19 protein-coding genes are annotated in these 22,322 nt (G+C 68.7%); 1 reads left to right on the top strand and 18 read right to left on the bottom strand.

The window, feature by feature from the left end; translation table 11 throughout:
- Positions 1-56: 56 nt before the first annotated feature.
- Positions 57-1,427, bottom strand: a complete 1,371-nt coding sequence (gene mgtE, locus EDF74_RS09075) for a magnesium transporter (protein ID WP_123729846.1) — start codon at positions 1,425-1,427, stop codon at positions 57-59.
- A gap of 345 nt (positions 1,428-1,772) precedes the next feature.
- Here mgtE and EDF74_RS09070 point away from each other — a divergent pair, with 345 nt between their 5' ends.
- Entirely contained in the window at positions 1,773-3,578 is a 1,806-nt protein-coding gene (locus EDF74_RS09070; protein ID WP_123729845.1) for a monovalent cation:proton antiporter-2 (CPA2) family protein, read from the top strand.
- Between the two features lie 72 nt (positions 3,579-3,650).
- Here EDF74_RS09070 and EDF74_RS09065 read toward each other — a convergent pair whose 3' ends face one another.
- From EDF74_RS09065 to EDF74_RS08985, 17 genes are all read right to left on the bottom strand, one after another.
- Positions 3,651-6,986, bottom strand: a complete 3,336-nt coding sequence (locus tag EDF74_RS09065; protein WP_123729844.1) for an ankyrin repeat domain-containing protein — start codon at positions 6,984-6,986, stop codon at positions 3,651-3,653.
- Entirely contained in the window at positions 6,979-7,245 is a 267-nt protein-coding gene (locus EDF74_RS09060; protein ID WP_123729843.1) for a YcgL domain-containing protein, read from the bottom strand. Before EDF74_RS09060 ends, EDF74_RS09065 begins: the two co-directional genes overlap by 8 nt.
- A 259-nt stretch (positions 7,246-7,504) precedes the next feature.
- Entirely contained in the window at positions 7,505-7,942 is a 438-nt protein-coding gene (locus EDF74_RS09055) for an excinuclease ATPase subunit (RefSeq protein ID WP_123729842.1), read from the bottom strand.
- A 76-nt stretch (positions 7,943-8,018) separates the two neighbouring features.
- A complete protein-coding gene (locus EDF74_RS09050) occupies positions 8,019-9,260 on the bottom strand; it encodes a beta-ketoacyl-ACP synthase (protein ID WP_123729841.1) in 1,242 nt (413 codons plus the stop codon).
- Positions 9,260-9,991 carry a 3-ketoacyl-ACP reductase FabG2 gene (locus tag EDF74_RS09045; protein WP_121040865.1) on the bottom strand — a complete coding sequence of 244 codons (732 nt, stop codon included), beginning with the start codon at positions 9,989-9,991 and terminating at the stop codon, positions 9,260-9,262. Before EDF74_RS09045 ends, EDF74_RS09050 begins: the two co-directional genes overlap by 1 nt.
- Positions 9,988-10,443 (bottom strand): hotdog family protein, encoded by a 456-nt coding sequence (locus tag EDF74_RS09040; protein ID WP_123730828.1) that lies wholly within the window; start codon positions 10,441-10,443, stop codon positions 9,988-9,990. The genes EDF74_RS09045 and EDF74_RS09040 overlap by 4 nt, the downstream gene beginning before the upstream one ends.
- Positions 10,444-10,445: 2 nt before the next feature.
- Positions 10,446-11,633 carry a beta-ketoacyl-[acyl-carrier-protein] synthase family protein gene (locus EDF74_RS09035; protein WP_123729840.1) on the bottom strand — a complete coding sequence of 396 codons (1,188 nt, stop codon included), beginning with the start codon at positions 11,631-11,633 and terminating at the stop codon, positions 10,446-10,448.
- Positions 11,630-12,181, bottom strand: coding sequence for a DUF3261 domain-containing protein (locus EDF74_RS09030; RefSeq protein WP_123729839.1), 552 nt, complete (start codon positions 12,179-12,181; stop codon positions 11,630-11,632). Before EDF74_RS09030 ends, EDF74_RS09035 begins: the two co-directional genes overlap by 4 nt.
- Positions 12,169-13,410 (bottom strand): NAD(P)/FAD-dependent oxidoreductase, encoded by a 1,242-nt coding sequence (locus EDF74_RS09025; RefSeq protein WP_123729838.1) that lies wholly within the window; start codon positions 13,408-13,410, stop codon positions 12,169-12,171. The genes EDF74_RS09030 and EDF74_RS09025 overlap by 13 nt, the downstream gene beginning before the upstream one ends.
- Before the next feature lie 42 nt (positions 13,411-13,452).
- Positions 13,453-15,798: an MMPL family transporter gene (locus EDF74_RS09020; protein ID WP_123729837.1), complete on the bottom strand. Its 2,346-nt coding sequence runs from the start codon at positions 15,796-15,798 to the stop codon at positions 13,453-13,455.
- On the bottom strand, positions 15,791-16,411 hold the full coding sequence (locus tag EDF74_RS09015) for an outer membrane lipoprotein carrier protein LolA (protein ID WP_123729836.1): 621 nt from the start codon (positions 16,409-16,411) through the stop codon (positions 15,791-15,793). Before EDF74_RS09015 ends, EDF74_RS09020 begins: the two co-directional genes overlap by 8 nt.
- The gene (locus EDF74_RS09010) at positions 16,408-16,830 is read right to left on the bottom strand and encodes an acyl-CoA thioesterase (protein WP_123729835.1); all 423 of its coding nucleotides are present in this window, start codon (positions 16,828-16,830) and stop codon (positions 16,408-16,410) included. Before EDF74_RS09010 ends, EDF74_RS09015 begins: the two co-directional genes overlap by 4 nt.
- Positions 16,817-18,373, bottom strand: coding sequence for an HAL/PAL/TAL family ammonia-lyase (locus EDF74_RS09005; protein ID WP_123729834.1), 1,557 nt, complete (start codon positions 18,371-18,373; stop codon positions 16,817-16,819). The genes EDF74_RS09010 and EDF74_RS09005 overlap by 14 nt, the downstream gene beginning before the upstream one ends.
- Entirely contained in the window at positions 18,363-19,310 is a 948-nt protein-coding gene (locus tag EDF74_RS09000) for an acyltransferase (protein ID WP_123729833.1), read from the bottom strand. Before EDF74_RS09000 ends, EDF74_RS09005 begins: the two co-directional genes overlap by 11 nt.
- Positions 19,307-20,092 (bottom strand): glycosyltransferase family 2 protein, encoded by a 786-nt coding sequence (locus EDF74_RS08995; RefSeq protein ID WP_123729832.1) that lies wholly within the window; start codon positions 20,090-20,092, stop codon positions 19,307-19,309. The genes EDF74_RS09000 and EDF74_RS08995 overlap by 4 nt, the downstream gene beginning before the upstream one ends.
- Positions 20,085-21,770 (bottom strand): AMP-binding protein, encoded by a 1,686-nt coding sequence (locus EDF74_RS08990; RefSeq protein ID WP_123729831.1) that lies wholly within the window; start codon positions 21,768-21,770, stop codon positions 20,085-20,087. Before EDF74_RS08990 ends, EDF74_RS08995 begins: the two co-directional genes overlap by 8 nt.
- Complete coding sequence (locus tag EDF74_RS08985; RefSeq protein WP_088433443.1) at positions 21,763-22,314, bottom strand: hypothetical protein; 552 nt, start codon at positions 22,312-22,314, stop codon at positions 21,763-21,765. The genes EDF74_RS08990 and EDF74_RS08985 overlap by 8 nt, the downstream gene beginning before the upstream one ends.
- Between the last annotated feature and the right edge of the window lie 8 nt (positions 22,315-22,322).

Here is a 22,322-nt window from a genome sequence, read left to right as displayed (position 1 = left end):
GGGCGGAGGTGATTAATAATCACCCCCGTCCCTGTTATTAACTACCTCCGTCCCTGTTAAAGCAGGGTGCCGCGCAGGATCATCGCGGCGATGCTGAAGTAGATGACCAGGCCGGTGACGTCCACCAGCGTGGCCACGAACGGGGCCGAGGCGCTGGCCGGGTCGAAGCCCAGGCGCTTGAGGATGAACGGCAGCATCGAGCCGGACAGCGAGCCGAAGGTGACGATACCGACCAGTGCCGCGCCGATGGTCAGTGCCAGCAGCTGCCAGTGCTCGCCGTAGTCATGCAGGCCCAGCAGCTGCCAGGACACGATGCGGATGATCGCCAGCACGCCCAGGATCGCCCCCAGCGTGATGCCGGTCGGCACCTCGCGCAGCGCCACCTTCCACCAGTCGCGCAGGCGCAGCTCACGCAGGGCCAGGCTGCGGATCAGCAGCGAAGTCGCCTGCGAGCCGGAGTTGCCGCCCGAGCTCATGATCAGCGGGATGAACAGCGTCAGCACCACCGCGCGTGCCAGCTCGTCTTCGTAGTGCTGCATCGCGCTGGCGGTCAACATTTCGCCAATGAACAGCACGCTCAGCCAGCCGGCCCGCTTGCGCAGCATCTCGAAGAAGCCGATCTGCATGTACGGCTTTTCCAGCGCCTCCATGCCGCCGAACTTGTGCACGTCCTCGGTGGATTCTTCGATCAGGGCATCGAGGATGTCATCCACCGTGACAATGCCCAGCACATGGTGCTGCGCGTCGACCACCGGGATCGCGAGCAGGTCATGGCGGCGGATCAGCTGCGCCACCTCTTCCTGATCCAGCTGCACCTCCACCGTCACCGGCGGGTTGACCTGGGCGACGTCGAGGATGGGCTCCTCAGGCAGCCCGGTGATCAGCCGGCGCATGGTGACTACCTGCACCAGCGCCCGGGTGTGCGGATCCAGCACGTAGATCGCGTAGACGGTCTCGCGAGTGCGCTCGACCTCGCGGATGTGCTGCAGGGTGCGCCCGACCGTCCAGTCCGAGGGCACACTGACGAACTCGGTGGTCATCAGCGCGCCGGCGGTGTGCGCCGGGTAGCTCAGCAGCTGCTGGATCGCCTTGCGCGCCTCCGGGCTGAGCAGCGGGATCAGGCGCGCGCGCTCGTCCTCGTCCAGCTCGTGGACGATGTCAGTGGCGCGGTCATCGGCCATCAGCCCGAGCAGGGCGGCCGCGCGTGCCACCGGCATGGCCGCCACCAGATCGCCCCCGCGGTTGAGCTCGGGCTGCTCGAGCATCTTCACCGCGCGCGGCAACGGCAACGCGGCCAGCGTGTCGGCGGCGCGCGACAGGCTCAGCGTGTTGAGGAATTCCACCGCGTCGGCAGTGTTGAAATTATCGAGGGGTGCGCTCAACGAGGCGGCATCGGCCACCGGGCGCAGCAGGTCTTTCTGGTTCATCGTATTCGCCTGTGGGTATCGCATTGCGCGACGCCAACGCTGGCGAACCGACCCGTGTCAGGCGGTCGCCATCGCTGGCGTCGAGCAAGGTCGACTTCTACTGTCGCTGGACATGGGTTGGGGACTCCGGAAGGGTTTACTGCCGACGGCGGACGCCAGCAGCGGCGGGCAGTCTGGACCTGGGTGTGACGCAGGTCAACCCTTGTGCTGAACCCCATTCCGGTGGGAGTCGCCTTCCGCACCCATCGCGGTCGCATAATGGCGCGTGGCCCCGGCCACAGGCCCCGGGCCGCCCGGGGAGGCCTTCCACCCGCACGGCACACACCCCCATGAGCAGGTTCCCCCATGCATAGCGGCGCGCTCGAGCTGGCCCTGGTGCTGCTGCTGGCCGCGGTGATCGCGGTGCCGGTCTTCAAGAAACTCGGCCTGGGCGCGGTGCTCGGCTATCTGGCCGCCGGCGTGGTGCTCGGTCCGGATGGCCTGGGTTTCGTGCAGGACGCCGACCGCATCCTCAGCGCCGCCGAGATCGGCGTGGTGATGCTGTTGTTCGTGATCGGCCTGGAGCTGTCGCCCGCGCGCCTGAAGGTGATGCGCCGCTCGGTGTTCGGTGCCGGCGCGCTGCAGGTCGCGCTGAGCGCCCTGGTGCTGGGCAGCCTGCTGATGCTGGATCACTTCCAGTGGAAGAGCGCGCTCATCGTCGGCATCGCGCTGGCGCTGTCCTCCACCGCGGTCGGGCTGCAGCTGCTGTCCGAGCACAAAGCGATCAACAGCGATTACGGGCGCCTGGGCTTCGCCATCCTGCTCTTCCAGGATCTGATCGCGATCCCGTTGCTGGCGGCGATTCCGCTGCTCGGCGGTGCGCGCAACGACACCCTGCAGTGGAACGACGTGGCGATCGCGATCGGCGCGCTGGCGGTGGTGATCCTGTGTGGCCGGCCGGTGCTGCGCCGGCTGTTCAACATCATCGCGCGCACGCGCAGCCCGGAAGTGTTCACCGCCACCGCGCTGCTGGTGGTGCTGGGCACCGCATGGTTCATGCAGGAGGCCGGGCTGAGCCCCAGCTTGGGCGCGTTCCTGGCCGGTGTACTGTTGTCCGACTCGGAGTTCCGGCACGAACTGGAATCGCAGATCGAGCCGTTCAAGGGCCTGTTGCTCGGCCTGTTCTTCATCGCCGTCGGCATGGGCATCGACCTGGACCGCATCGTCGCCGAGCCGATGATGATCGCGGCAGGCGTGGCGATCCTGCTGGTGGTGAAGTTCGGCCTGCTGTTCGGGATCGGCAAGCTGGCCAAGCTGCGGACCCGCCACGCGGTACTGCTGGGCAGCGTGCTGTGGCTGGGCGGCGAGTTCGCGTTCGTGGTGTTCAACGAGGCGCAGCGCGCGCACCTGCTTGGCAACGCCAACCACGATCGGCTGGTGGCGATTGTCGGCCTGTCCATGGCGATCACGCCGCTGCTGATGATCGGCCTGATCCGCCTGCTGGGCCGCGATGAAGGCCCCAAGGCGCCTGCCCAGCCTGCCGACAAGGTCGACATCACCGATGTGCAGCCGCAGGTGATGATCGCCGGCATGGGCCGCTTCGGGCAGGTGGTCGCGCGTCTGCTGACCGCGCAGAAGATCCCGTTCGTGGCGCTGGAGTCCAATCCGGATACGGTCTCGGACCTGCGCCGCTTCGGCAACAAGCTCTATTACGGCGACCCGACCCGGCCGGAAATGCTGCGTGCCGCCGGCGGTGAGCATATCCGCGTGTATGTGGTCACGCTGGATGATCCAGACGCCAACATGCGGGCCACGCGTTTGATCCGGCGCATGTATCCGGATGCGGTGGTGCTGGTGCGCGCGCGTAACCGCCAGCATGCGTGGCGGCTGATGGACATGTCGGCCGAACCATTCCGCGAGGTGTTCGGGACCAGCCTGGAACTGAGCGAACGGATGCTGATCGCGCTGGGCATGTCGGTGGAGAGTGCGCGCAGCCATGTGCAACGCTTCCGCGAGCACGACGAGAAGCTGCTGCGCGATCAGTACCTGGTGTACGACGATGAAGCGGCGGTGATCCAGACCTCGCGCGATGCGCGTGCGGACCTGATGCATCTGTTCGAGGCGGATGCGGAGAGTGATGGGAAGGGTGTGGACGGCAACCCACCGCGTTGATGAACCTGCAGGTGTACCTGCCCGTGCCTCATTGAGCGCTGCCGGCCAGCGGCCGGCACTACCAGGCGGGGCTCAGCCGTTATCGCGCAGGAACCGGGCCATCGAAGACACGCCCGGCACCAGCGGTTCGAACTCGCCGGCAACGTCGATGAAACCGCGCATCACCGCGATCTCGCGCGGGCTGCGGTTGAGCGCATCGCGCACATCCGGGTCGGCACCGGCACGCAGCAGGCGCTGCACCAGCAGCGGCAGCCCGTGCAGGGCTGCCAGATGCAGCGGGCCGAAACCGCGCGGATCGCGCACCTCCAGCGACACGTCTTCGTCGAGCAGGCGCTCCACCGCGGCGAGCACGATCTGCTCATCGCAGGCGGTGCCGGGTTCGGCGCGGGCACCGAGCAGCAGCAGCAGCGGCGTGACCGAGCCGGCGGCGGCCTGGTCCGGTTCGGCACCGGCCAGCAGCAGCGTGTCCAGCAGGGCGAGCAGACGCGAGCGGTCGCGCGCACTGAAGCCGTACAGCGCAGCGCAGTGCAGCGGACCGAGCTGCTGTGCATCGCCCGCGTGTACGTTGGCGCCGGCGGTGAGCAGGCGCGAAACGATGTCCGGCAGGCCCAGCGCCGAGGCCAGCATCAGCACCGTGACGCCGCCCGGCAGGCGGTACTCCAGTTCGGCACCTGCATCGAGCAGGGCCGAGACGATGTCGATCTGGCGCATGCTGACCGCGGCCGACAGCGGCGTCGCACCACTGGCGGCGGCATGCTGCGGATTGGCGCCACGGGTAAGCAGCAGATCGACTACCGCCAGGTGCCCGCCACCGGCGGCACGCAGCAACGCGGTGCAGCCCTGGGCGTCGACCACATCAACGCCGAAGCCGAGATCGATCAGGCGACGCACGGCATCGGCGTCACCGGCCATCGCGGCCGCCGGCAGGTCGCCGTCGCGCAGCGCGCGGCGGGGCAACGGCCACACCCGCCAGTCCAGCCAGTCAGCCAGATCGCGGCGGCCGATCGACAGGGCCACGCCCAGCGGGGTCTGGCCGTCGGCGGCGCGGGCTTCCGGTGAGGCACCCTGCTGCACCAGCAGCTTGATCGAGCCTTCGCGCGCGAGCGCGGTGGCCAGATGCAGGGCGGTCATGCCATGGCTGTCGCGTGCTTCGCGGTCCACGCCCTGGGTAAGCAGGGCCTGCTGCAGGCGCAGCCAGCCCAGCCGCACGGCCAGCGACAGCGGCGGATCACCGGCCGGCGACGGCGCGAATGGATCCGCGCCGCGTTCCAGCAGTTCAAGCGCAAACTGTTCCAGCCCGCGTGAGGCGTGGTCGTGCTGGGCGCAGGCGCTCAGCAGACGCGCCAGACCACCGCGACCGGCCGGGGACAGGCCACGGCGCAGCAGTATCTGCAGCGCAGGCACCGCGTCGATGCCCCGCGCCAGCAGCGCGAACATCGGGGTGTCACCGCAGGCATCCAGTACCTCCGGCGCCGCGCCGTGGGCGAGCAGCCAGTCCAGCGCCTGCGGATCCAGCGCCAGTTCGGCCTCGTGCAGCAGCGCACCAAGTTCCTCCGGCGCACACAGGCGGGCCAGCGCGGCCATGCCCTCCACGTTGCCGAAGCTCAGCGCTTCGCGCAGCAGTTCCAGCGGTGGACGATCCGGCAGCGAGGGCGAGGCCGCATCGCTGTCGCCGGACATCACCAGCCCGTCGCTGACCGCGGACGGCAACGGATAGGCGGGGTCCAGCAGCGAAACGATCGCCCAGCGCCCGGCGCCAGCAGCGATATCCACCGCACGACGGCCCTGCGGATCGGCCACATCGACGGCGATACCCAGGTCACGCAGGCGGCGGATCAACAGCGGCGAGACGTTCTCGGCCATGCAGGCCAGCAGCACCGCGTTGCGGCCTTCGCCATCGACGGCATTGAGATCGGGGTGGTGCGGCAGCAGGTGTTCGACCACGCCGGCACGGCCACCCCGCGCGGCTTCCAGCCACGGGGTACGCGCCAGTGCGTCACGGGCTTCCAGATTGGCGCCCGCTGCGAGCAGCACGTCGATGATGTCGACATGGCCGGCCAGCGCGGCTTCGTGCAGAGCACTGCGGCGCTGGCGGTCGCGCGCATCGGCGCGGGCCTTGTGCTTGAGCAGCAGCTGCACACCGGCCGGATCGTCTTCTTCGGTGCCGGCGGCAGCCAGCAGCACGGGCGTGCCCTCGGCCGGCTCGGTCCTGGCCCCACGTTCCAGCAGGAACTTGGCCAGGCGCCAGTTGCCGACCTGGCAGGCCACGGCCAACGGTGACCAGCCATCGTCGTTCAGTGCATCCACTTCGGCAGCGGCATCGCGCAGCAACGCGGCGACGCCGGGATCGGAACTGCGCGCGGCGTGATGCAGGGGGGTGTTGCCTTCGCTGTCCACCGCACGCGGGTCGGCGCCGTTGGCGAGCAGGGTCATCACCGCTTCGGGGCGGCCGTGCCAGCTGTCGCGGGTAGCGGCCAGCAGCGGGGTCATACCGCGATGCGGCGCGTTGACGCCCACGCCGCGGGCGATCAGTTCACGCAGCAGGCGCAGGTCGGGCAGCACGGCCGCGAGCACGGCCAGGCTGCGCTGGTCGCGCCAGGCCGGATCGGGCAGCCCGTGCGGATCGGCACCGGCCTGAAGCAACTGCAGGGCGCGGTCGACCCGGCCGCTGCGCGCGGCGTCGTACAGCGCCGGCTGCTGTTCGTGCAGGCCGATCGATTCCAGCGGCGTGGGCTCGGCATACGGCTCGGCGAACGAATCCTCGCGCGCATCACGGGTCTGCGCCGGCAGCGTCGCGGTCAACGCGTCAGCCGGTGCGATCGCCTGCAGCAGCAGATGTGCCAACGGCGACAGCACGACGACGGCAGCGGCGACCGGCCAGCGCAGCGCTTCCGAAACCAGCCCGGGCCATGCCGGCAACACCACCAGCGTGCACACGAGTACCACCAGCGCGGCGACGGCCAGGCCGCGCCAGGCGGTCAGATCACGCCCGGCCACGGTCTGCCAATGGCGGGCCAGGCTGCCTTCGCTGCGTTCCACGTCATTCCACAACGGCCAGGTCCGCCAGACCCCGAGCAGCGCGGCGCTGACGGCCACGCTCAGGCCCAGCACGGCCGCCAGGCTGCCACTGTCATGCAGCGCTCCCAGCGGCCAGGCCACCAGCAGGGTCAACAGCAACGGGCCGAGGGACCACAACGCCAGCAGGGCCGGCGCATCCTGCCGGGCCACCTGCGGCAGCGGCAGCACGGGGCGGGTCCGGCGCCACCACGACACCGCCAGCGCGAACGCCGGCTGGGCCAGCGCGGCGCATACGGCACCGGGCACGCCACCGACGGCCGCAGCCAGGGCCAGCAGCACACCGAACGCGGCAGCGGAGGCAACGGCGCGGGGGCGTTGGGGGTCAATCATTGCGTCGCGGCATCCGGACCGGCGTCAACGGTGGCGGCGGCAACTGCAGATGGAAGCCGCGCTCGGTCAGGTTCTGGCGCACTTGTGCGGCATCGGCCTGGGCGAGGCGACGGTCGGGAGTCAGGGCCACTTCGAGAACGAACTGGAACGGCGCCAGCGAGGCCTTCACCGCGTCAGGGATGACCGAGAAGTCATCACGAACGGCGAGATAGACGAAGCTGTCCTGCTTGCGTTGGCTTTTATAGACGTAGGCTTGCATGCCGCAGGGCTTTGCCCAGGGTAGTGAATGACATTGATTGTGGAGGAAAGCTGGCACAGGTGAAAGCTGCGTGCACTGTCCCCTGTCGGTTTTCCGTCGCGCGACAGCATCAGGTTCATCAATGTCGCGATGTCGTTCAGCTGGGCGCCGCTGCAGTCTGCCCATGCCGCCGTGATGAATACGTGGCCGCGGCGGGTCTGTCGGTGCCCACGGCCGCCGATTCCGCAGACCACCGCCCACAGGGCGGTGGTCTTTCGGCTTACTTCACCTTGGCGTAGGTGCCCTTCAGCGCCACGCCGGCCAGGATCGTGCCCGCATAGCATTCGTAGTTGGTGGTGCTCTTGAACTCGTTCTTCTTGTAGTAGCTGACGATGTTGACCACGGCGTTGGCGCCGCGCGACTTGGCGCCATCCTGCAGCGCGCGCAGCGCCGACAGGGCCACCCAGCGGCAGGCTTCGGCGTCGCTCTTGTTGGCCGCGTTGGTCTTCTTGTTGGTGACATCCTCGCCCAGGCGCTGCAGCACGCTGACTTTCTCACCGGCCAGATAGAACTTCACGCTGCCGTCGATGCCCGCATTGCGGGCTTCGGTGGAATTGACCAGCTCATGCAGCGACTGTTCCACGCGGGTATCACGGGCCTGGGCGGTGCTGGCGACAGCCAGCAGGGCGGTGGCGGCAATCAGGGCAAAACGACGCATTCAACTTTCTCCTTGTTGGGGGGACGCGAGGGGTCTACGGAAACGGCCGGCCCGCACGGCAGGCCGGAAACAGCGGTCAGTCCTGCCAGCGGCGGAAGATCAACGAGGTGTTGATGCCACCGAAGGCGAAGTTGTTGCTCATGACGTAGTCGGTCTGCAATGCGCGCCCTTCGCCGTCGATGTAGTCCAGCGCACCGCAGCGCGGATCGACCTCGTGCAGGTTCAGGGTCGGGGCGAACCAGCCATCGCGCATCATCTCGATGCTCAGCCAGGCCTCGAAGGCGCCGCAGGCTCCAAGCATGTGCCCGACGTAGCTCTTGAGCGAGCTGATCGGCATGCCCGGTCCGAACACCTGGTGGGTGGCCTGGGTTTCAGCGATGTCGCCGTGCTCGGTGGCGGTACCGTGCGCGTTGACGTAGCCGATCCGGTCGGCAGCCAGGTCAGCATCGTCCAGCGCCAGCCGCATCGCCTGGGCCATGGTGCCGGCGCTGGGCTGGGTGACGTGCTGGCCGTCGCTGTTGGTGCCATAGCCGACCACTTCGGCCAGGATCGTGGCGCCGCGCGCCTGCGCATGCTCCAGCTCTTCCAGGATCAGCGTGCAGGCGCCCTCGCCCAGCACCAGGCCATCGCGGTGCGCATCGAACGGGCTGGGCGTGGTCTGCGGCGCATCGTTGCGCACGCTGGTGGCGAACAGGGTGTCAAACACCGCCGCGGCGGTGGCGTCGAGCTGCTCGGCACCGCCGGTGACCATCACCGTCTGCTTGCCGCTGCGGATCGCTTCATAGCCCGAACCCACGCCCTGGCTGCCCGAAGTACAGGCGCTGGAAGTCGTGTAGACGCGGCCGGACAAGCCGAAGAACACGCCGATGTTCACCGGCGAGGTGTGGCTCATCATCTTCAGGTAGGTGGTGGCGCTGATACCGTCGGTGGTGTGCTCATGGAGCATGCGGCCGAACTCGGCGGTGGCCTCGTGGCTGCCCGAGGACGAGCCGTAGGCCACGCCGGCCATGCCACTGCGCAGCACCGGATGGCCGAGCAGACCGGCCGCCTCCAGCGCCAGCTCGGTGGCACGCACCGACATCACCGCCACCTTGCCCATGCTGCGGGTGGTCTTGCGGTTGTAGTTGGACGGGAGTTCGAAATCTTCAGCCGGTGCAGCCAGGCGGGTGTTGAGGCCATCGAAGACCTCCCACTCGGGGATGTAGCGCACGGCATTGGTCCGCGCCTGCAGGCGCTCGCGGATGCGAGCCCAGTCCTGCCCGAGCGGGCTGATGGCAGCGGCGCCGGTGACCACGACACGACGATCGGGGCGGGCCATCAGACCATGCCTCCGTTGACCGAGATCACCTGGCGGGTGATGTAGCCGGCCGACTCGGAGAGCAGGAAGGACACGGCCGCAGCGACCTCCTCCGGCTGGCCCAGGCGGTTGGCGGGAATCAGCTTGAGCGCGTGCTCGACCACTTCTTCATTGACCATCTCGGTCTCGATCAGCCCGGGGGCCACGCAGTTGACGGTGATCGCGCGGCTGGCCAGCTCCAGCGCCAGCGCCTTGGTGGCGCCGATGATGCCGGCCTTGGCCGCACTGTAGTTGGTCTGGCCACGGTTGCCGACCAGGCCGGACACCGAGGACAAGGTCACGATGCGGCCCGGTTTGCGCCGGCGCACCAGCGGCATCACCAGCGGGTGCAGCACGTTGTAGAAGCTGTCCAGGTTGGTGTGGATGACCGCATCCCAGTCCTCCGCGGGCATCGCCGGGAAGGCACCGTCGCGGGCGATGCCGGCGTTGCAGACCACCCCGTAATACGTGCCGTGCTCGGCGATGTCCGCTTCCAGCGCAGTGCGCGCGGCATCGCGGTCGCTCACGTCGAACATCAGCACCCGGGCCTGCCGCCCCAGCGCCTGGATCTCGGTCACCACGGCCTGCGCGTCCTCGATGCGGCTGCGGCAATGCACCACCACGTCGAAGCCGTCGCGCGCGCAACGCAGCGCCACGGCACGGCCGATGCCACGGCTGGCGCCGGTCACCAGCACAGTCAAATTCCCTGTCATGCCTCTCCACTCTCCAGATAAGCCGCTGCATCCGTGGGTTGGAACACGGAAACGTTGGCGACTGCCACTTCGATATCGCCCGCCAGGATCCGGCAGGCGAACATGCCCAGGCCATTCTCGCCCAACAGCTCGCAGTTCGCCTCCACCCGCAGGCAGCTGCCGGCGGCAAAGTATGGCTGGTGGGCGGTGTAGCGACGGCTGCCGAGCAGGAAGCCGATCGAGGGTTCCGCACCGGTCTGCCAGGCGCGGCACCCGGCCCAGGCGGCGATCGCCTGGGCCATGTATTCGACCCCGACCCAGGCGGGCACGCCGTCGGGGGTGCAGAACAGACCCTGCGTCGGGACGTCCACCTCGACCGCGATGGACTCGTCCTGCCAGGCCACCACGCGGTGGATCAGGCGCATGCTGTCGCGGTGCGGAAGCACGGCGTCGATGTCGGGGGGCAGCGGCATGCTCATCCCTTGGCCAGTGCCAGCACGGCATTGCTGCCGCCGAAGGCGAACGAGTGGCTGAGCACGTGCTGCAGCGGCTGCGCGGCGCGCGTCCCCGGTGCCACCAGCGCCAGTGCCGGCAAGGCGTCATCGGCCTGCCCGTCCCACCAGTGGGTGGGCAACTGCTGGTCGGGGTTGTCGGCCAGCGTCATCCAGCACAGCGCCGCTTCGATCGCGCCGGACGCACCCAGCGTGTGCCCGGTCAGCGGCTTGGTCGAGCTGGCCGGCACCTGCGTGCCGAGCACGGCGGCGACCGCCTGGCTTTCCATCGCATCGTTGTGGCCGGTGGCGGTGCCGTGCAGGTTCACGTAGTCGATCTGCGCGGCCGTCAGGCCGGCCCGGTCCAGCGCCTGCTGCATCGCATCGATCGCCCCGCGTGCCTGCGGATCCGGCGCGGACATGTGGTGCGCATCGGAGGATTCGCCCCAGCCGGAAAGCCGCACCGGGCCCGGCTCACGGGTCATCAGGAACAGCGCCGCGCCCTCGCCGATGTTGATGCCGTTGCGGTTGACGGAGAACGGATTGCAGCGCGCTGCCGAGACCGACTCCAATGCGCTGAAACCCGCCACGGTGAACCGGCACATCGAATCGGCGCCACCGGCCACCACGGCATCGACCGCGCCGGCCTGCAGCAGGCGCGCGGCCGACATCAGCGCCTTGGCGCTGGACGAGCAGGCGGTGGAGATCGTCCACGCCGGACCGGTGCTGCCGATCCGCTCGCGCACGAAGCGCGCGGCGGTGCCCATTTCCTGCTGTGCGTAATGGAAATCGGCCGGCCACACGCCATCGCGGTGATGCGTCCGCAGTGCGTTCTCCGATTCGCCGATGCCCGAGGTGCTGGTACCGATGATCACCGCCACGCGCTCGGCACCAAAGCGCGCCACGGCAGCAGCCACGCCCGCGCGGATCTGCTCCAGTGCCGCGTCCAGCAGGCCGTTGTTGCGGCCACGCAGGGCCACCGGCAGGGCGGACAGGTCCGACAGCGGCGCATGCACTTCGCCCAGTGCCAGCGTGCGCCCGGGGACGATCGCAGCGTTGTCGCGCAGGCCACCGGGCTGCGCCGCGAACAGGCCGTCGCGCACCTGGGCGCGGTCGGCACCCAGCGCGCAGATCACGCCCAGCTCGTTCAGATAGACCGCGCTACTGCTCACTCTTGGCCCTGCCCCATGTCCATCGATTCGATCACCAGTTCATAGCCCTCGGCCAGGTTGCGCAGGCGCACGCGGCCATCGGGCAGCGTGTCGCGCACCAGCCAAGGCGTGCCGTCCCGTGCCAGGCTGCGCACGCCATCGGTCTCCTGCAGGGTCCAGCCGGCGGGCAGCGCGGCGCGGATCGCCGCCGCCGGCCACAACGCGAACTGCAGGTCGTCCAGCACACGTTCGCCGCGCACCTGCGGTGGCAGCCACGGCGCACGGGTCTGCTCCAGGTGCTGCCCGTCCCAGACCATGCGCACGCCGGTCTGGCCCATCGCCTGCACGGCCAGCCGCACCTGCTCGGCATCCACTTCCAGCAGCGCATCCAGCTCGCGCTGATGGCTGCCGAAGCGGAACTGCAGGCGCTGCTGCAGCTGCACCGGTTGCGGCAATGCCGACGGCGCCAGCTGCAGCGTGGGCAGCTGCACCAGCGGTGCGGGCATGCGGGTGCTGGCACACGCGGCCAGCAGCAGGCTCAGCAACAGGGTCAGGATCAGGCGCTGCACAGTTCCTCCAGCACGCGCAGGCGCCGGCCCGTGGCATCGGCGACATACGGGTTCTGCGTATCCCAGGCGTAGCCGGCCAGGATCGAGGAGATCATGCGACGCACCTCCGGCTGCGGATCGGGATGGTAGATGATCTTCTGGAAGCCACCGGCGTACCAGGCTTCGACAAAACGACGGAAGGTCTTCACCCCGGCACGCAGCGGCACCGAGAACGCCTGCTCCCAATCCACCGTCTCACCGGCATGCTCGCGCGCCAGGCACTCGCTGGCCAGCTGCGCCGACTTGAAGGCAATCGTCACGCCCGAGGAGAACACCGGGTCCAGGAACTCACCCGCATTGCCCAGCAGCGCATAGCCCTCGCCCCACAACGAGGAGACGTTGGCCGAATACCCGGTGATGGTGCGCACCGGCAGCACCGCCCATTCGGCGTTCCTGAGCAGACGGGTCAGGTTCGGGTCTTCGCCGACGATGGCCTGCAGCTTCTCCAGATCGGTACCGGCGTAGCGCTCGAAGAAGCTCGGCTCGGCGACCACGCCCAGCGAGCAGCAGCCATTGGAGAACGGAATCGTCCAGTACCACACGTCCACGTGCTCGGGATGGGTGGTGATCAGGATCTTGTTGCGGTCAAAGCCCGCGCCGGCCGGAATGTGGTCACGCACGTGGCAGAAGATCGCGCCGCGCACCGGGAAGTTCGACGGCGACTCCAGCTTCAGCAGGCGCGGCAGCAGCCGGGCGAAACCGCTGGCGTCGAGGATGAAACCGGCCTCGATGGTGTACTCGCTGCCATCCGGGCGGCGCACCTGCACCTGTGCCGGGCGGCCGGGCTGCACCGAGAGCACTTCATCGCCGAAGCGCAGCGTGGCGCCCATGCGCTCGGCACCGCGCGCCAGCACATCATCGAAGTCGGCGCGCTGCACCTGGTAGGTGGTGCCCCAGCCCGGCGAGAACTTGTCGCGGAAATCGAACTCGGTGGTCGCTTCGCCGCGCACGAACGCGGCACCGTTCTTGTACTGGAACCCGGCCTGCACCACGTCCTGCAGCAGCCCGGCGGCCTCGATGTACTCCATGCTCTGCGGCAGCAGGCTCTCGCCGATCGAGAAGCGCGGGAACTGCTGGCGCTCCAGGATCAACACCTGGCGGCCCTGCTGGCGCAGCATGGCAGCAGCCACGGAACCGGCCGGACCGGCGCCGATGACCAGGATTTCAGTACGTTCCACGTGCGGGTTCATCGGTACATCCTTGATCAGATCAGGTGAGGAAAACGCGGTCGCTCAATGCGGGGCGTCGTGCGGCGGGGGGCGGAACAGCGGCGAAATCAGCCAGACCAGGCCGATGCCGAACAACAGGGTCAAGCCGAACGCGCGCAGCGCCGGCGTGGCCGACAGCCCGAGCAGGCCGAACGACAGCCAGGTACTGGCCGCGCCAACGCACACGGCCAACCAGGCACTGGCATCGCCGCGGTGCTCGATCAGGAAGATGCCGTAATCGATGCCCATGCCGAGCAGCAGCATGAGCGCGAGCACGTTGAACAGCTGCAGCGGTTGCCCGAACAGGCCCAGCAGGGCCAGCGTCAGCGCACCGGCAACCAGGGTCGGGGCGAGCACGCGCCAGGCCTGCCCGCGGTAGCGCCAGTACAGCACCGCGAACACCAGCGCGACGCCGATCAGCAGCAGGCCGCTCATCAGCTTGCGGTAGTGCTTGAGCAGCTGCGAGAAATCGGCGGTACGGTCGACCCAGCGCACGCCATCGATGCCCTTGGCCTGTGCTTCCAGCAGGGCCAGTGCATCGGCGCGGGAGAGGTCATCGACCATCACCACCGACGCCACGCCCTGCCCGACCGTGCCCAGCCACAGGTGGCGGAACGGCATCGCCGCCGGCGATGCGAGGAAGGCCTCGGCCTGCAGATCCTGCGCGGCATAGGCGGGGCGCAGCAGCGGCTCACCCACGGCCTCACCGACCTGGGCCAGCACCTGCGGCTCGACCTTGGCCGTCAGCGCGGCATCGGCGCGCTGGCGCTTCTGCGACGGCAGCCAATCGCTGATCGCGCGGTAGCCGCCGATCTGCTTGTCTGCTTCCAGCACGCGCAAGCGGTCGATCAGCGCTTCTTCGCGCTCGAGCACCTGCTCGGCGGTGTCACCCTGCACCAGATAGAACTGCGCCGGGCTGGGCATGCCCAGCATCTGGCTGATGCGGATCTGCTGGGCGATCAGCTCCGGTGGCGACGACTGCAGGCTGCGCAGGTCATCGTTGGTCTGCAGGCGCGCGATGCCGATCGCCGACAGCAGCGTCACCACGCCCAGGAACATCGCCGCCTTGCGCCCATGCAGGCGAGGCCAGCGCTCCAGCGTGGCGCCGAGCCAGCGCGCGAAGCCGGTGCGACGGATTTCGCCGCCATCCAGCCACGGGAACCAGAAGATCACGGTCAGGAAGGCGGCGGCCAGGCCCACCACCGAGAACAGCGCCATCTGGCGAAGCCCCGGGAACGGGGCCAGACCGAGCGCGAGATACGCCAGCGCGCTGGTCAGCAACGCCAGCCACAGGCCCGGCAGCAGATGCCGCAGCAGCTTCCAGCGGCGGTCGGCCGGCTCGGCCTGGCGCGAGGCGAACCAGTGGATGCCGTAGTCCTCGGCAACACCGACCAGTGACGCACCAAACACCAACGTGAGCACGTGCACCTTGCCGAATACCAGCACCGTCACCGCCAGCGCGACACCGCAGCCGATCAGCAGCGAGGCGGCCACCAGCAGGATCGGGCGCAGCGAGCGGAATGCCAGCCACACCAGCAGCAGCACCGCGGCCAGCGAGCCCCAGCCGATCGTGTTGATTTCCCAGTTGGCCTGCACCGCAGCGGCTTCGGCATGCAGCGGCACACCGGCGCGCAGCACCTCCAGCCCCGGCGCCTGCCTGGCGGCGGCCTCGGCAGCGGTGTCCAGCAGCAGATCGATATGGCGCTCACCATCGAGCTGGAACGCCGAGCCCACCGTGTCGTACTGCACGATCGACCAGTGTTTGCCATCGGCCTCCAGCAGTCCGTCGTCGCCCATCTGCAGGCCCGAGCCCAGCGCACGCTCCTGCCACCACTGCGGCCACAGCGACAGCGGATCCTGGCGCCACTCGGTCAGGCGCGGTGCGCCCATCGGACCGTACAGCGCCGCCAGCGCGGACTCGGCCAGGCCCTGAGTGGGTTCATTCTGCAGCCGCTCACGCTGTGCGCTGGTGAGCAGGCGGTCGCGATACGGTGCGTAGAACGCGCGGGCCTGATCGAACCAGCCCTCGATCGAGCCGCTCTCCTGGAGCAGCGGGGCAGCGCCCCGCTCTACCTTGATGGCATCGCGGAAGGCCGCCTCGGCCGCCTTGGTCTGCGCCGCATCGGTGCTGCCCAGCAGCACCACGATCTGGCGCGCATTGGCATCGGCGATGCGCCGGGTGACATCGGACAACAGACGGTCATGCGCGTCCTGCGGCAGCAGCGCGAGAATGTCGGTATCGATCCGCGGTTCGCTCTTCCACAGCTGCCACTGCTGCACGCCCAGGCCGACCAGCACCAGCAGCCAGGCGATGGCCAGCCAGCGCCAGACGCGCTGCAGGCGGCCGTTCGAGGTCAGCACGTCATTCAAACCTGCGACCCTCGGCGGTGCTCAGCGTGGCCGGCGTATCGCTCATGCCGGCAAAATGGATGCGGGTGACATCCTGGTTGGCCTCGTTGATCTGGACCTCGCGCACGTAACGGTCGCCGCTCAGGGTGAGCTGCGCGAACACCTTGCCGAGCATCGCCGAGCGCGGGGTCAGCTGCATTTTCCAGGCGTTGCCAGGCAGCACCTCCACCTTGACCGTGAACTGCGCCGACAGCGCCTGCGCATCGCCACTCATCAGCGCGAACATGATCGCGTTGACCGAACGCATCGCCGGTTGCTGACGGCCATCGAGTTCGACCCGGCTGCTGCCATCGCTTTGCCGGCTGAGGATGCGGTCACGGGTGACCACCACCTCGGACGGAAACGGCTTGAGCGTGGTCCAGATCACCCCGTGGTCCTGGGCCAGCACGAAGCGGCCCTGCGAGCGCAGCGGATTCTTGAAGCCGGCGACCTGCTTCTCCTGGGTGAACTCGCCACGCAGCACGTCGACCTTGGCCACGCGCTGTTTGACGGCCTCCACATCGGTAGCGGCAAGCGCCGGGGCGACCACGGCCAGCATCACCAGCACGCACAGCGTGCGCAGGAAACGGTTCATTGCGGTTGCACTCCCAGACGCTCCCACAGCACCGGCGGGCACAGGTAGAGCATTTCATTGGTGGCCGCGTCGACCGCGACCTGGATGGTATGGGCGCGGGTCAGCGTGGTACCGCTGTCCGCATCCAGGATTTCGTAGGCGATCTTCAGGCGGTTTTCCCACTCGGTGATCGTGGCGCGCACGCGCAGCGCCTGGCCGTACAGCAGCGGCCGGATGTACTTGACCCGCGCATCGACCACCGGCCACAGGTAGCCGGAATCGCGCATCTGCGGGTAGTCGTAATCGTGACGCTGCAGCAGTGCGCAGCGCGCGATCTCGAAGTACTTGAAGTAATTGCCATGCCAGACCACTTCCATGGCGTCGCAGTCATGGAACGCCGGCGACAGCGTCACCTCAAAGCTCAGGTCAGGCGTCGACATACAACTCCCAGCGCTGTGCGCGGATGTCATCCAGCAGGGCGCGCAGCTCGCCATCCAGCGCGCGGTCTTCCTCGATCAGGGCGATGCGCTCGGACAGGTCCTGGTACATCGCAGCCAGATCGCCGTGCAACGTCGCCTTCATGCCGACGCGCTCGCGCAGCGCCACGCCCTGGCGGGCAGTGATCAGCAGCGCGGCGACAACCTGTTCGGTCAGTTCGATCACGCGCAGGCAATCGCGCGCGGCGATGGTACCCATGCTGACCTTGTCCTGGTTGTGGCATTCGGTGGACCGCGAGAACACCGAGGCCGGCATGGTCTGCTTGAGCGCTTCGGCGGTCCAGGCCGACACGCTGATCTGCAGCGCCTTCAGGCCATGATTGATCGCTGCACGCTCACCGGTGGCGGCCGACAGATTGGCCGGCAGGCCGTGGTTGAAGCGCGCGTCCACCACCAGCGCCATCTGCCGGTCGAGCAGATCGGCCAGGTTGGCAATGGTGTTCTTCAGCGCATCCATCGCAAAGGCGATGTGGCCCCCATAGAAGTGCCCGCCGTGCAGGATGCGCTCGCCCTCGACATCGATCAGCGGGTTGTCGTTGGCGCTGTTGAGTTCGGTTTCGATCAGCTGGCGGAAGAACGGCAACGCATCCTGGACCACGCCGATCACGTGCGGCGCGCAGCGCAGCGAGTAACGGTCCTGCAGGCGCTGTTCGTTGCGCGGCGGACGATCGCTGTGCAGGTCCTGGCGCAGGCGCGCGGCGATCTGCATCTGGCCCGGGTGCGGCTTGGCGGCGAACAGCATCTCATCGAAGTGGTGCGCGTTGCCGTCACTGGCCAGCACGTTGAACGCGGTCAGGCGCGTGGCCAGCTTGGTCAGGTAATCGGCGCGGTCATACGCCAGGCAGGCCAGCGCCGTCATCACGGCGGTGCCGTTCATGATCGCCAGGCCTTCCTTGGGGCGCAGCCGCAGCGGGGTCATGCCGATCTCGGCCAGCACCTCGGCGGCCGGGCGGCGCGCCCCCTGGTACATCACCTCGCGCTCGCCACACAGCACCGCGGCCACGTAGGACAGCGGGGTCAGATCGCCACTGGCACCGACCGAGCCCTCGGCCGGAATCAGCGGCAGCACATCGTGACGCAGCAGCGTGGCCAGGCCCTGCAGCAGCGGATGACTGACGCCGGACATGCCACGCACCAGCGAGGCCAGGCGTGCAGCGATCACTGCGCGGGTCTCCTGCGGATCCAGGAAACGGCCCAGGCCACAGCCGTGGTAGGTGAACAGGTGATGCGGCAGCTCGGCCACCAGCGCCGGCGGGATGTTCACCGTGCACGAATCGCCGTAGCCGGTGGTCACCCCGTAGATGACGCCATCTTCGCGCAGCAGGCGATCAAGGAAATCCGCGCCGCGCTGGATGTGCGCGGTGAATGCCGCATCGTCGGTGACGACGGCCTGTGCCTGCCGCTGCGAGAGCGCGACCACGTCTTCGATGGTCAGCGGCGCATCGCCGAAGCGGACGGAGGGTGCCTGATCGGCCTTACTTGCCATGAGATGCCTGATCCCAGAAGGGGAAGAAATTGAACCAGTCCAAGGGTGCCTGGATGACCTGAACTTCCAGCCACCGGGCGAAATCTTCAGCCTGCGCAGTCAGCGCGGCGTCACGCGAACCGCGCGGCAATACGATGCGGTCGGTGAAATGCTCAAAGCGCACGCGGTAGCCTGCGCCGTGGTGCAGGCAGGCCATGGTGTAGACCGGGCACGCCAGTGCCGCAGCGAGCACATAGGCGCCGATCGGGAACTGCGCGGTGTGGCCGAGGAACGAGGCCGGTACCGTGCGACCGCCGCGCAGCGGCACGCGATCGCCGACGATGGCCACGAAGCCACCCGCCTCGACCCGGCGCTGCAGCTCGACCGCGGTGGCCGGGCCCATGTCCGTGACCTGCAGCAGTTCCACCGAGGCCAGCGGATCAAGCCGCTGCATCAGCCGGTTGAAACGCTGCGCGTGCGCGGTGTGCACCAGCACGGTGATGTGGAAGCCGGGCACCTGCTCGGCCAGCACCTGGCACAACTCCAGGCACCCGATGTGCGCGGTGAGGATCAGGCCGCCTTCACGGCGCGCGATCTTGTCCAGCACCAGGTCGCGCTGCAGATAGATGCGCTCGGGTGGGTAGCGGCCGCCCAGGCCCAGCAGCTTGTCGAGCATGGTGTCGGCAAACAGCGCGAAGTGCTTCAGGCTCTGCCAGCGGCCCGGCGGTGCGGAAAACACGCCGGTGTGCGCCTGCAGACGCTCCAGATACTGCAGCGAGGATTCGCGCGCGACCCGGTTGGTCAGCCAATGGCAGAGCACCACCGGGTAGACGCACAGGCGGAACGGCCAGCGCCCGAACCAGCGGTGCACCCAGCACAGGAACAGCACGCCGGCGGCCGAGGTCGACTCGCCGATGTCGGCCCAGTGCGGCGCGCCCTCAGGTGCAGGCGTGGTCATGCGCGAGCACCTGCGATGCGCTGCCACAGCAGCCGCGGCGCGCGCCACAGCATCCCGAAGAACAGGCGCGCGTGCATGCGGCTGATGCGCACGTTGTCGCGCCACACGTCGAAGTGCGAGACGCCATCACTGGGATAGGTGACGGCGGTCGGCACATTGATCACTTTGACGCCGCGCCAGAACAACCGCACCAGGATTTCGCTGTCGAAATCCATGCGCCGGCCGATGGTTTCCTCGCCGACCAGGCGCGTCACCGGTGCCAGCGGATACAGGCGGAAGCCGCACATCGAGTCGCGGATCTGCAGCGACAGCGTGTTGATCCAGACCCAGATGTGCGTGGCATATCGGCCGTACAGGCGCGCCTTGGGCACGCTCGCATCGTAGGCGGGCGTGCCACAGATCACCGCCTCCGGCTGCGCCTGCGACAGCGCGACGAAGCGCGGGATATCGCCGGTGTCGTGCTGGCCATCGGCATCGATCTGCAGCACATGGCTGTAGTCCAGACGCGCCGCCTCGGCGAACCCGGCCAGCATCGCGCCGCCCTTGCCCTGATTGACGGCCAGCCGCAGCAGCGTCACCTGCGGTGCGTGCGCGCGCGCCAGGGCATCGAGCACCTGCGCACAGTCCAGATGCGAACCATCGTCCACCAGCAGGCACGGCAGGCCACTGGCGAGCACGCCCTGCACCACCGCGCCGATCGCATGCGCGTGGTCGTAGACCGGGATCACCACCAGCGGGGTGAAGGCCGACCTGCTCATGTCACTGCCCGTGTCATCACGCATCGCCGAACACCACCCGGCCGCTGGCATGCACGCCATGGTCGGAGACATAGCGGAAGCTCATTGCCGATTTGGCCGCATCCCAGCCCAGGCTCAACTGCAGGCAGTCGCCGGGGCGCGCCACATGCTGGAACTTCACCGCATCCATCCGTACGAACCGCGGCGGCATCGTGAAGGCGCTGCGGCCGTAGTGGATCGCCCAGTCCAGCTGAACCACGCCGGGCAGGATCTTCGCCTGCGGGAAATGCCCATCGAACGCCACCAGGTCAGGATCCAGAACAAACTGAAGCAGCGCGGTGGTGTCATCGCGCTGCTGCCACTCGGCCGTCGGCATCAACGGGCGGAACAGCGCCGCCAGTGCCGCGGCGGTAACCTTGCCCTGCGCGTTGACGGGGAGTTCGTCGATGAAGCGCCAGCGGCGCGGCCGGGTCACGGCGTCATGGCTGCGGGCCAGATGCGCGCTGAGCTGCTGCGCCTGGCGGCGGCGCTCGGCGTCATCCCACTGTGCGGCGCCCGTCGCCTGCGGCACCACCACGGCGGCCAGCTGTTCGCGCGCGCCCGGCAACACCAGCACGCGCACCTCCTGTACGGCCGGGTGCGCGCGCAGCTGTTGCTCCAGGGCATCCAGCGAGACGCGGCGCTCTTCGATCTTGACGATGCGATCGGCGCGGCCGAGCAGACGGAAGCTGTGGCCGTCGTCGGCCACGGCACGGTCCTGGGTCAGCCACCAGTCCTCGCTCGCCAGGTGCGGCGAGCGGACCGCCAGGCAGCCCTCATCGATCCGCCAGGCGACGCCGGGCAACGGATGCCACTGCGGCCGCGCTGCGCTCCAGCGCCGCCACGCCACGCCACCGGTCTCACTGCTGCCGAAGACTTCGGTCGGGGCCACGCCCATCAAGGCGCGCACCTGCAGCGCCGCCTCGGTCGGCAGCGGACCACCAGAGGAGAACACCGCGCGCAGCTGACCGTCCAGCGAGGACCAGTCCAACTGCTCGGGCAGGCGTTTGAGATGGGCCGGGGTAGCCACCAGCACTGACGGCTGGCCGCCCAGCGCGCTGATCAGGTCTTCGTGGAAGAACCGGCGTGGCTGGATCGCGCGCCCGGCCACCAGCGGCCACAGCACCCGGAACAGCAGCCCGTAGATGTGCTGGTGCGAGACCGTGCCCTGCACCTGCGCACCGTCGAGCTGCTCGCCGAAGGCGGCCTGCAGCGCATCCACCTCACGGGTCAGCTGGTGCATGCGTTTGACGATGGCGCTCGGCGCGCCGGTGCTGCCGGAGGTGAACACCACCAGCTCCAGCACCGCTTCGTCCAACGGCTGCAGCACCTGCTCCGGATCGGCCGCCGCATCGGGCTGCAGCGGCGCATACCGGGCCGGGACGTCACCGGCGAACCCGGCCACGCGCGGGCTCAGCCCTTCCAGCGTGGCCGGCAGGTTGTCGCCGCCCAGGAACACCCGCTTGCCGGCATGCCAGGCACCCAGCAGGGCGGCGGCGAAGGTCAGCGTGTCATCGAAATACAGGGCCCAGTCGGTGCCGGGTGCACGCGCGAACGCCTGCCGCCAGCCCAGCACCTGCGCGCGGAACTGCGGGTGCTCCACCACGGCGTCGCCGGCGATGCCCACGATGCGGCCCGGGCGCGGGGCCAGCGCCAGCCGGTCCAGTGCGATCCACTCAGCCATGGGCATGCGCCGCCTTGACCCGTCGCCGGACCAGCCATTCCCCGCCAAACAGAGCACCCATCATCACGTACGCCAACAATCCGTTGTAGAACGCCCAGACCTGGTTGGACGCCCACAGCGCCGTGGCCAGAGCCAGACTTCCGTTGAGAACAAAGAATCCGCACCAGATCCACGTGACGCGGCGGGTATAGATCACGGCAAACGGCGGCAGGTCCGGCTCGCTCAGCCGCGCCAGGCGCTCCACGGCACTCGGCCCGAAGCGCAGGCTGGTGGCGAAGATGACCAGCATCACCGCGTTCACCAGCGCGGGGTACAGCTTCAGCGGCAGCGCCTCGTTGAAGGCCGTGGCCACCAGGGCGAGTACACCGGTGCCGAGTGCGGCCACCCACCACACCGCCTGGCGGGTGGTCAGCGCGCGCAGCGCGGCCAGGGTGAACAGCAGCAGCGACAACCAGCGCGGCTCGAACCGGCCCAGCGACAGGTAGACCACCAGCGGGTATGCCAGCGACAGCAACGCAAACGCCGCGACGCGTACCCGGACCATGGTCAGTC

This window comes from Stenotrophomonas rhizophila, assembly GCF_003751305.1.
GTDB lineage: Bacteria > Pseudomonadota > Gammaproteobacteria > Xanthomonadales > Xanthomonadaceae > Stenotrophomonas > Stenotrophomonas rhizophila_B.
Note: the sequence above shows the minus strand (reverse complement) of the source record. Positions and strands in the feature narration are given on the sequence as shown.

Coding starts and splice junctions, on each gene's coding strand:
- EDF74_RS09010 (WP_123729835.1), bottom strand. CDS start 16,830: ATGTCGACGCCTGACCTGAGCTTTGAGGTGACGCTGTCGCCGGCGTTC.
- EDF74_RS09050 (WP_123729841.1), bottom strand. CDS start 9,260: ATGGCCCGCCCCGATCGTCGTGTCGTGGTCACCGGCGCCGCTGCCATC.
- EDF74_RS09065 (WP_123729844.1), bottom strand. CDS start 6,986: ATGATTGACCCCCAACGCCCCCGCGCCGTTGCCTCCGCTGCCGCGTTC.
- EDF74_RS08985 (WP_088433443.1), bottom strand. CDS start 22,314: ATGGTCCGGGTACGCGTCGCGGCGTTTGCGTTGCTGTCGCTGGCATAC.
- EDF74_RS08990 (WP_123729831.1), bottom strand. CDS start 21,770: ATGGCTGAGTGGATCGCACTGGACCGGCTGGCGCTGGCCCCGCGCCCG.
- EDF74_RS09055 (WP_123729842.1), bottom strand. CDS start 7,942: ATGCGTCGTTTTGCCCTGATTGCCGCCACCGCCCTGCTGGCTGTCGCC.
- EDF74_RS09015 (WP_123729836.1), bottom strand. CDS start 16,411: ATGAACCGTTTCCTGCGCACGCTGTGCGTGCTGGTGATGCTGGCCGTG.
- EDF74_RS09045 (WP_121040865.1), bottom strand. CDS start 9,991: ATGACAGGGAATTTGACTGTGCTGGTGACCGGCGCCAGCCGTGGCATC.
- EDF74_RS08995 (WP_123729832.1), bottom strand. CDS start 20,092: ATGCGTGATGACACGGGCAGTGACATGAGCAGGTCGGCCTTCACCCCG.
- mgtE (WP_123729846.1), bottom strand. CDS start 1,427: ATGAACCAGAAAGACCTGCTGCGCCCGGTGGCCGATGCCGCCTCGTTG.
- EDF74_RS09070 (WP_123729845.1), top strand. CDS start 1,773: ATGCATAGCGGCGCGCTCGAGCTGGCCCTGGTGCTGCTGCTGGCCGCG.
- EDF74_RS09005 (WP_123729834.1), bottom strand. CDS start 18,373: ATGGCAAGTAAGGCCGATCAGGCACCCTCCGTCCGCTTCGGCGATGCG.
- EDF74_RS09025 (WP_123729838.1), bottom strand. CDS start 13,410: ATGAACCCGCACGTGGAACGTACTGAAATCCTGGTCATCGGCGCCGGT.
- EDF74_RS09060 (WP_123729843.1), bottom strand. CDS start 7,245: ATGCAAGCCTACGTCTATAAAAGCCAACGCAAGCAGGACAGCTTCGTC.
- EDF74_RS09040 (WP_123730828.1), bottom strand. CDS start 10,443: ATGCCGCTGCCCCCCGACATCGACGCCGTGCTTCCGCACCGCGACAGC.
- EDF74_RS09000 (WP_123729833.1), bottom strand. CDS start 19,310: ATGACCACGCCTGCACCTGAGGGCGCGCCGCACTGGGCCGACATCGGC.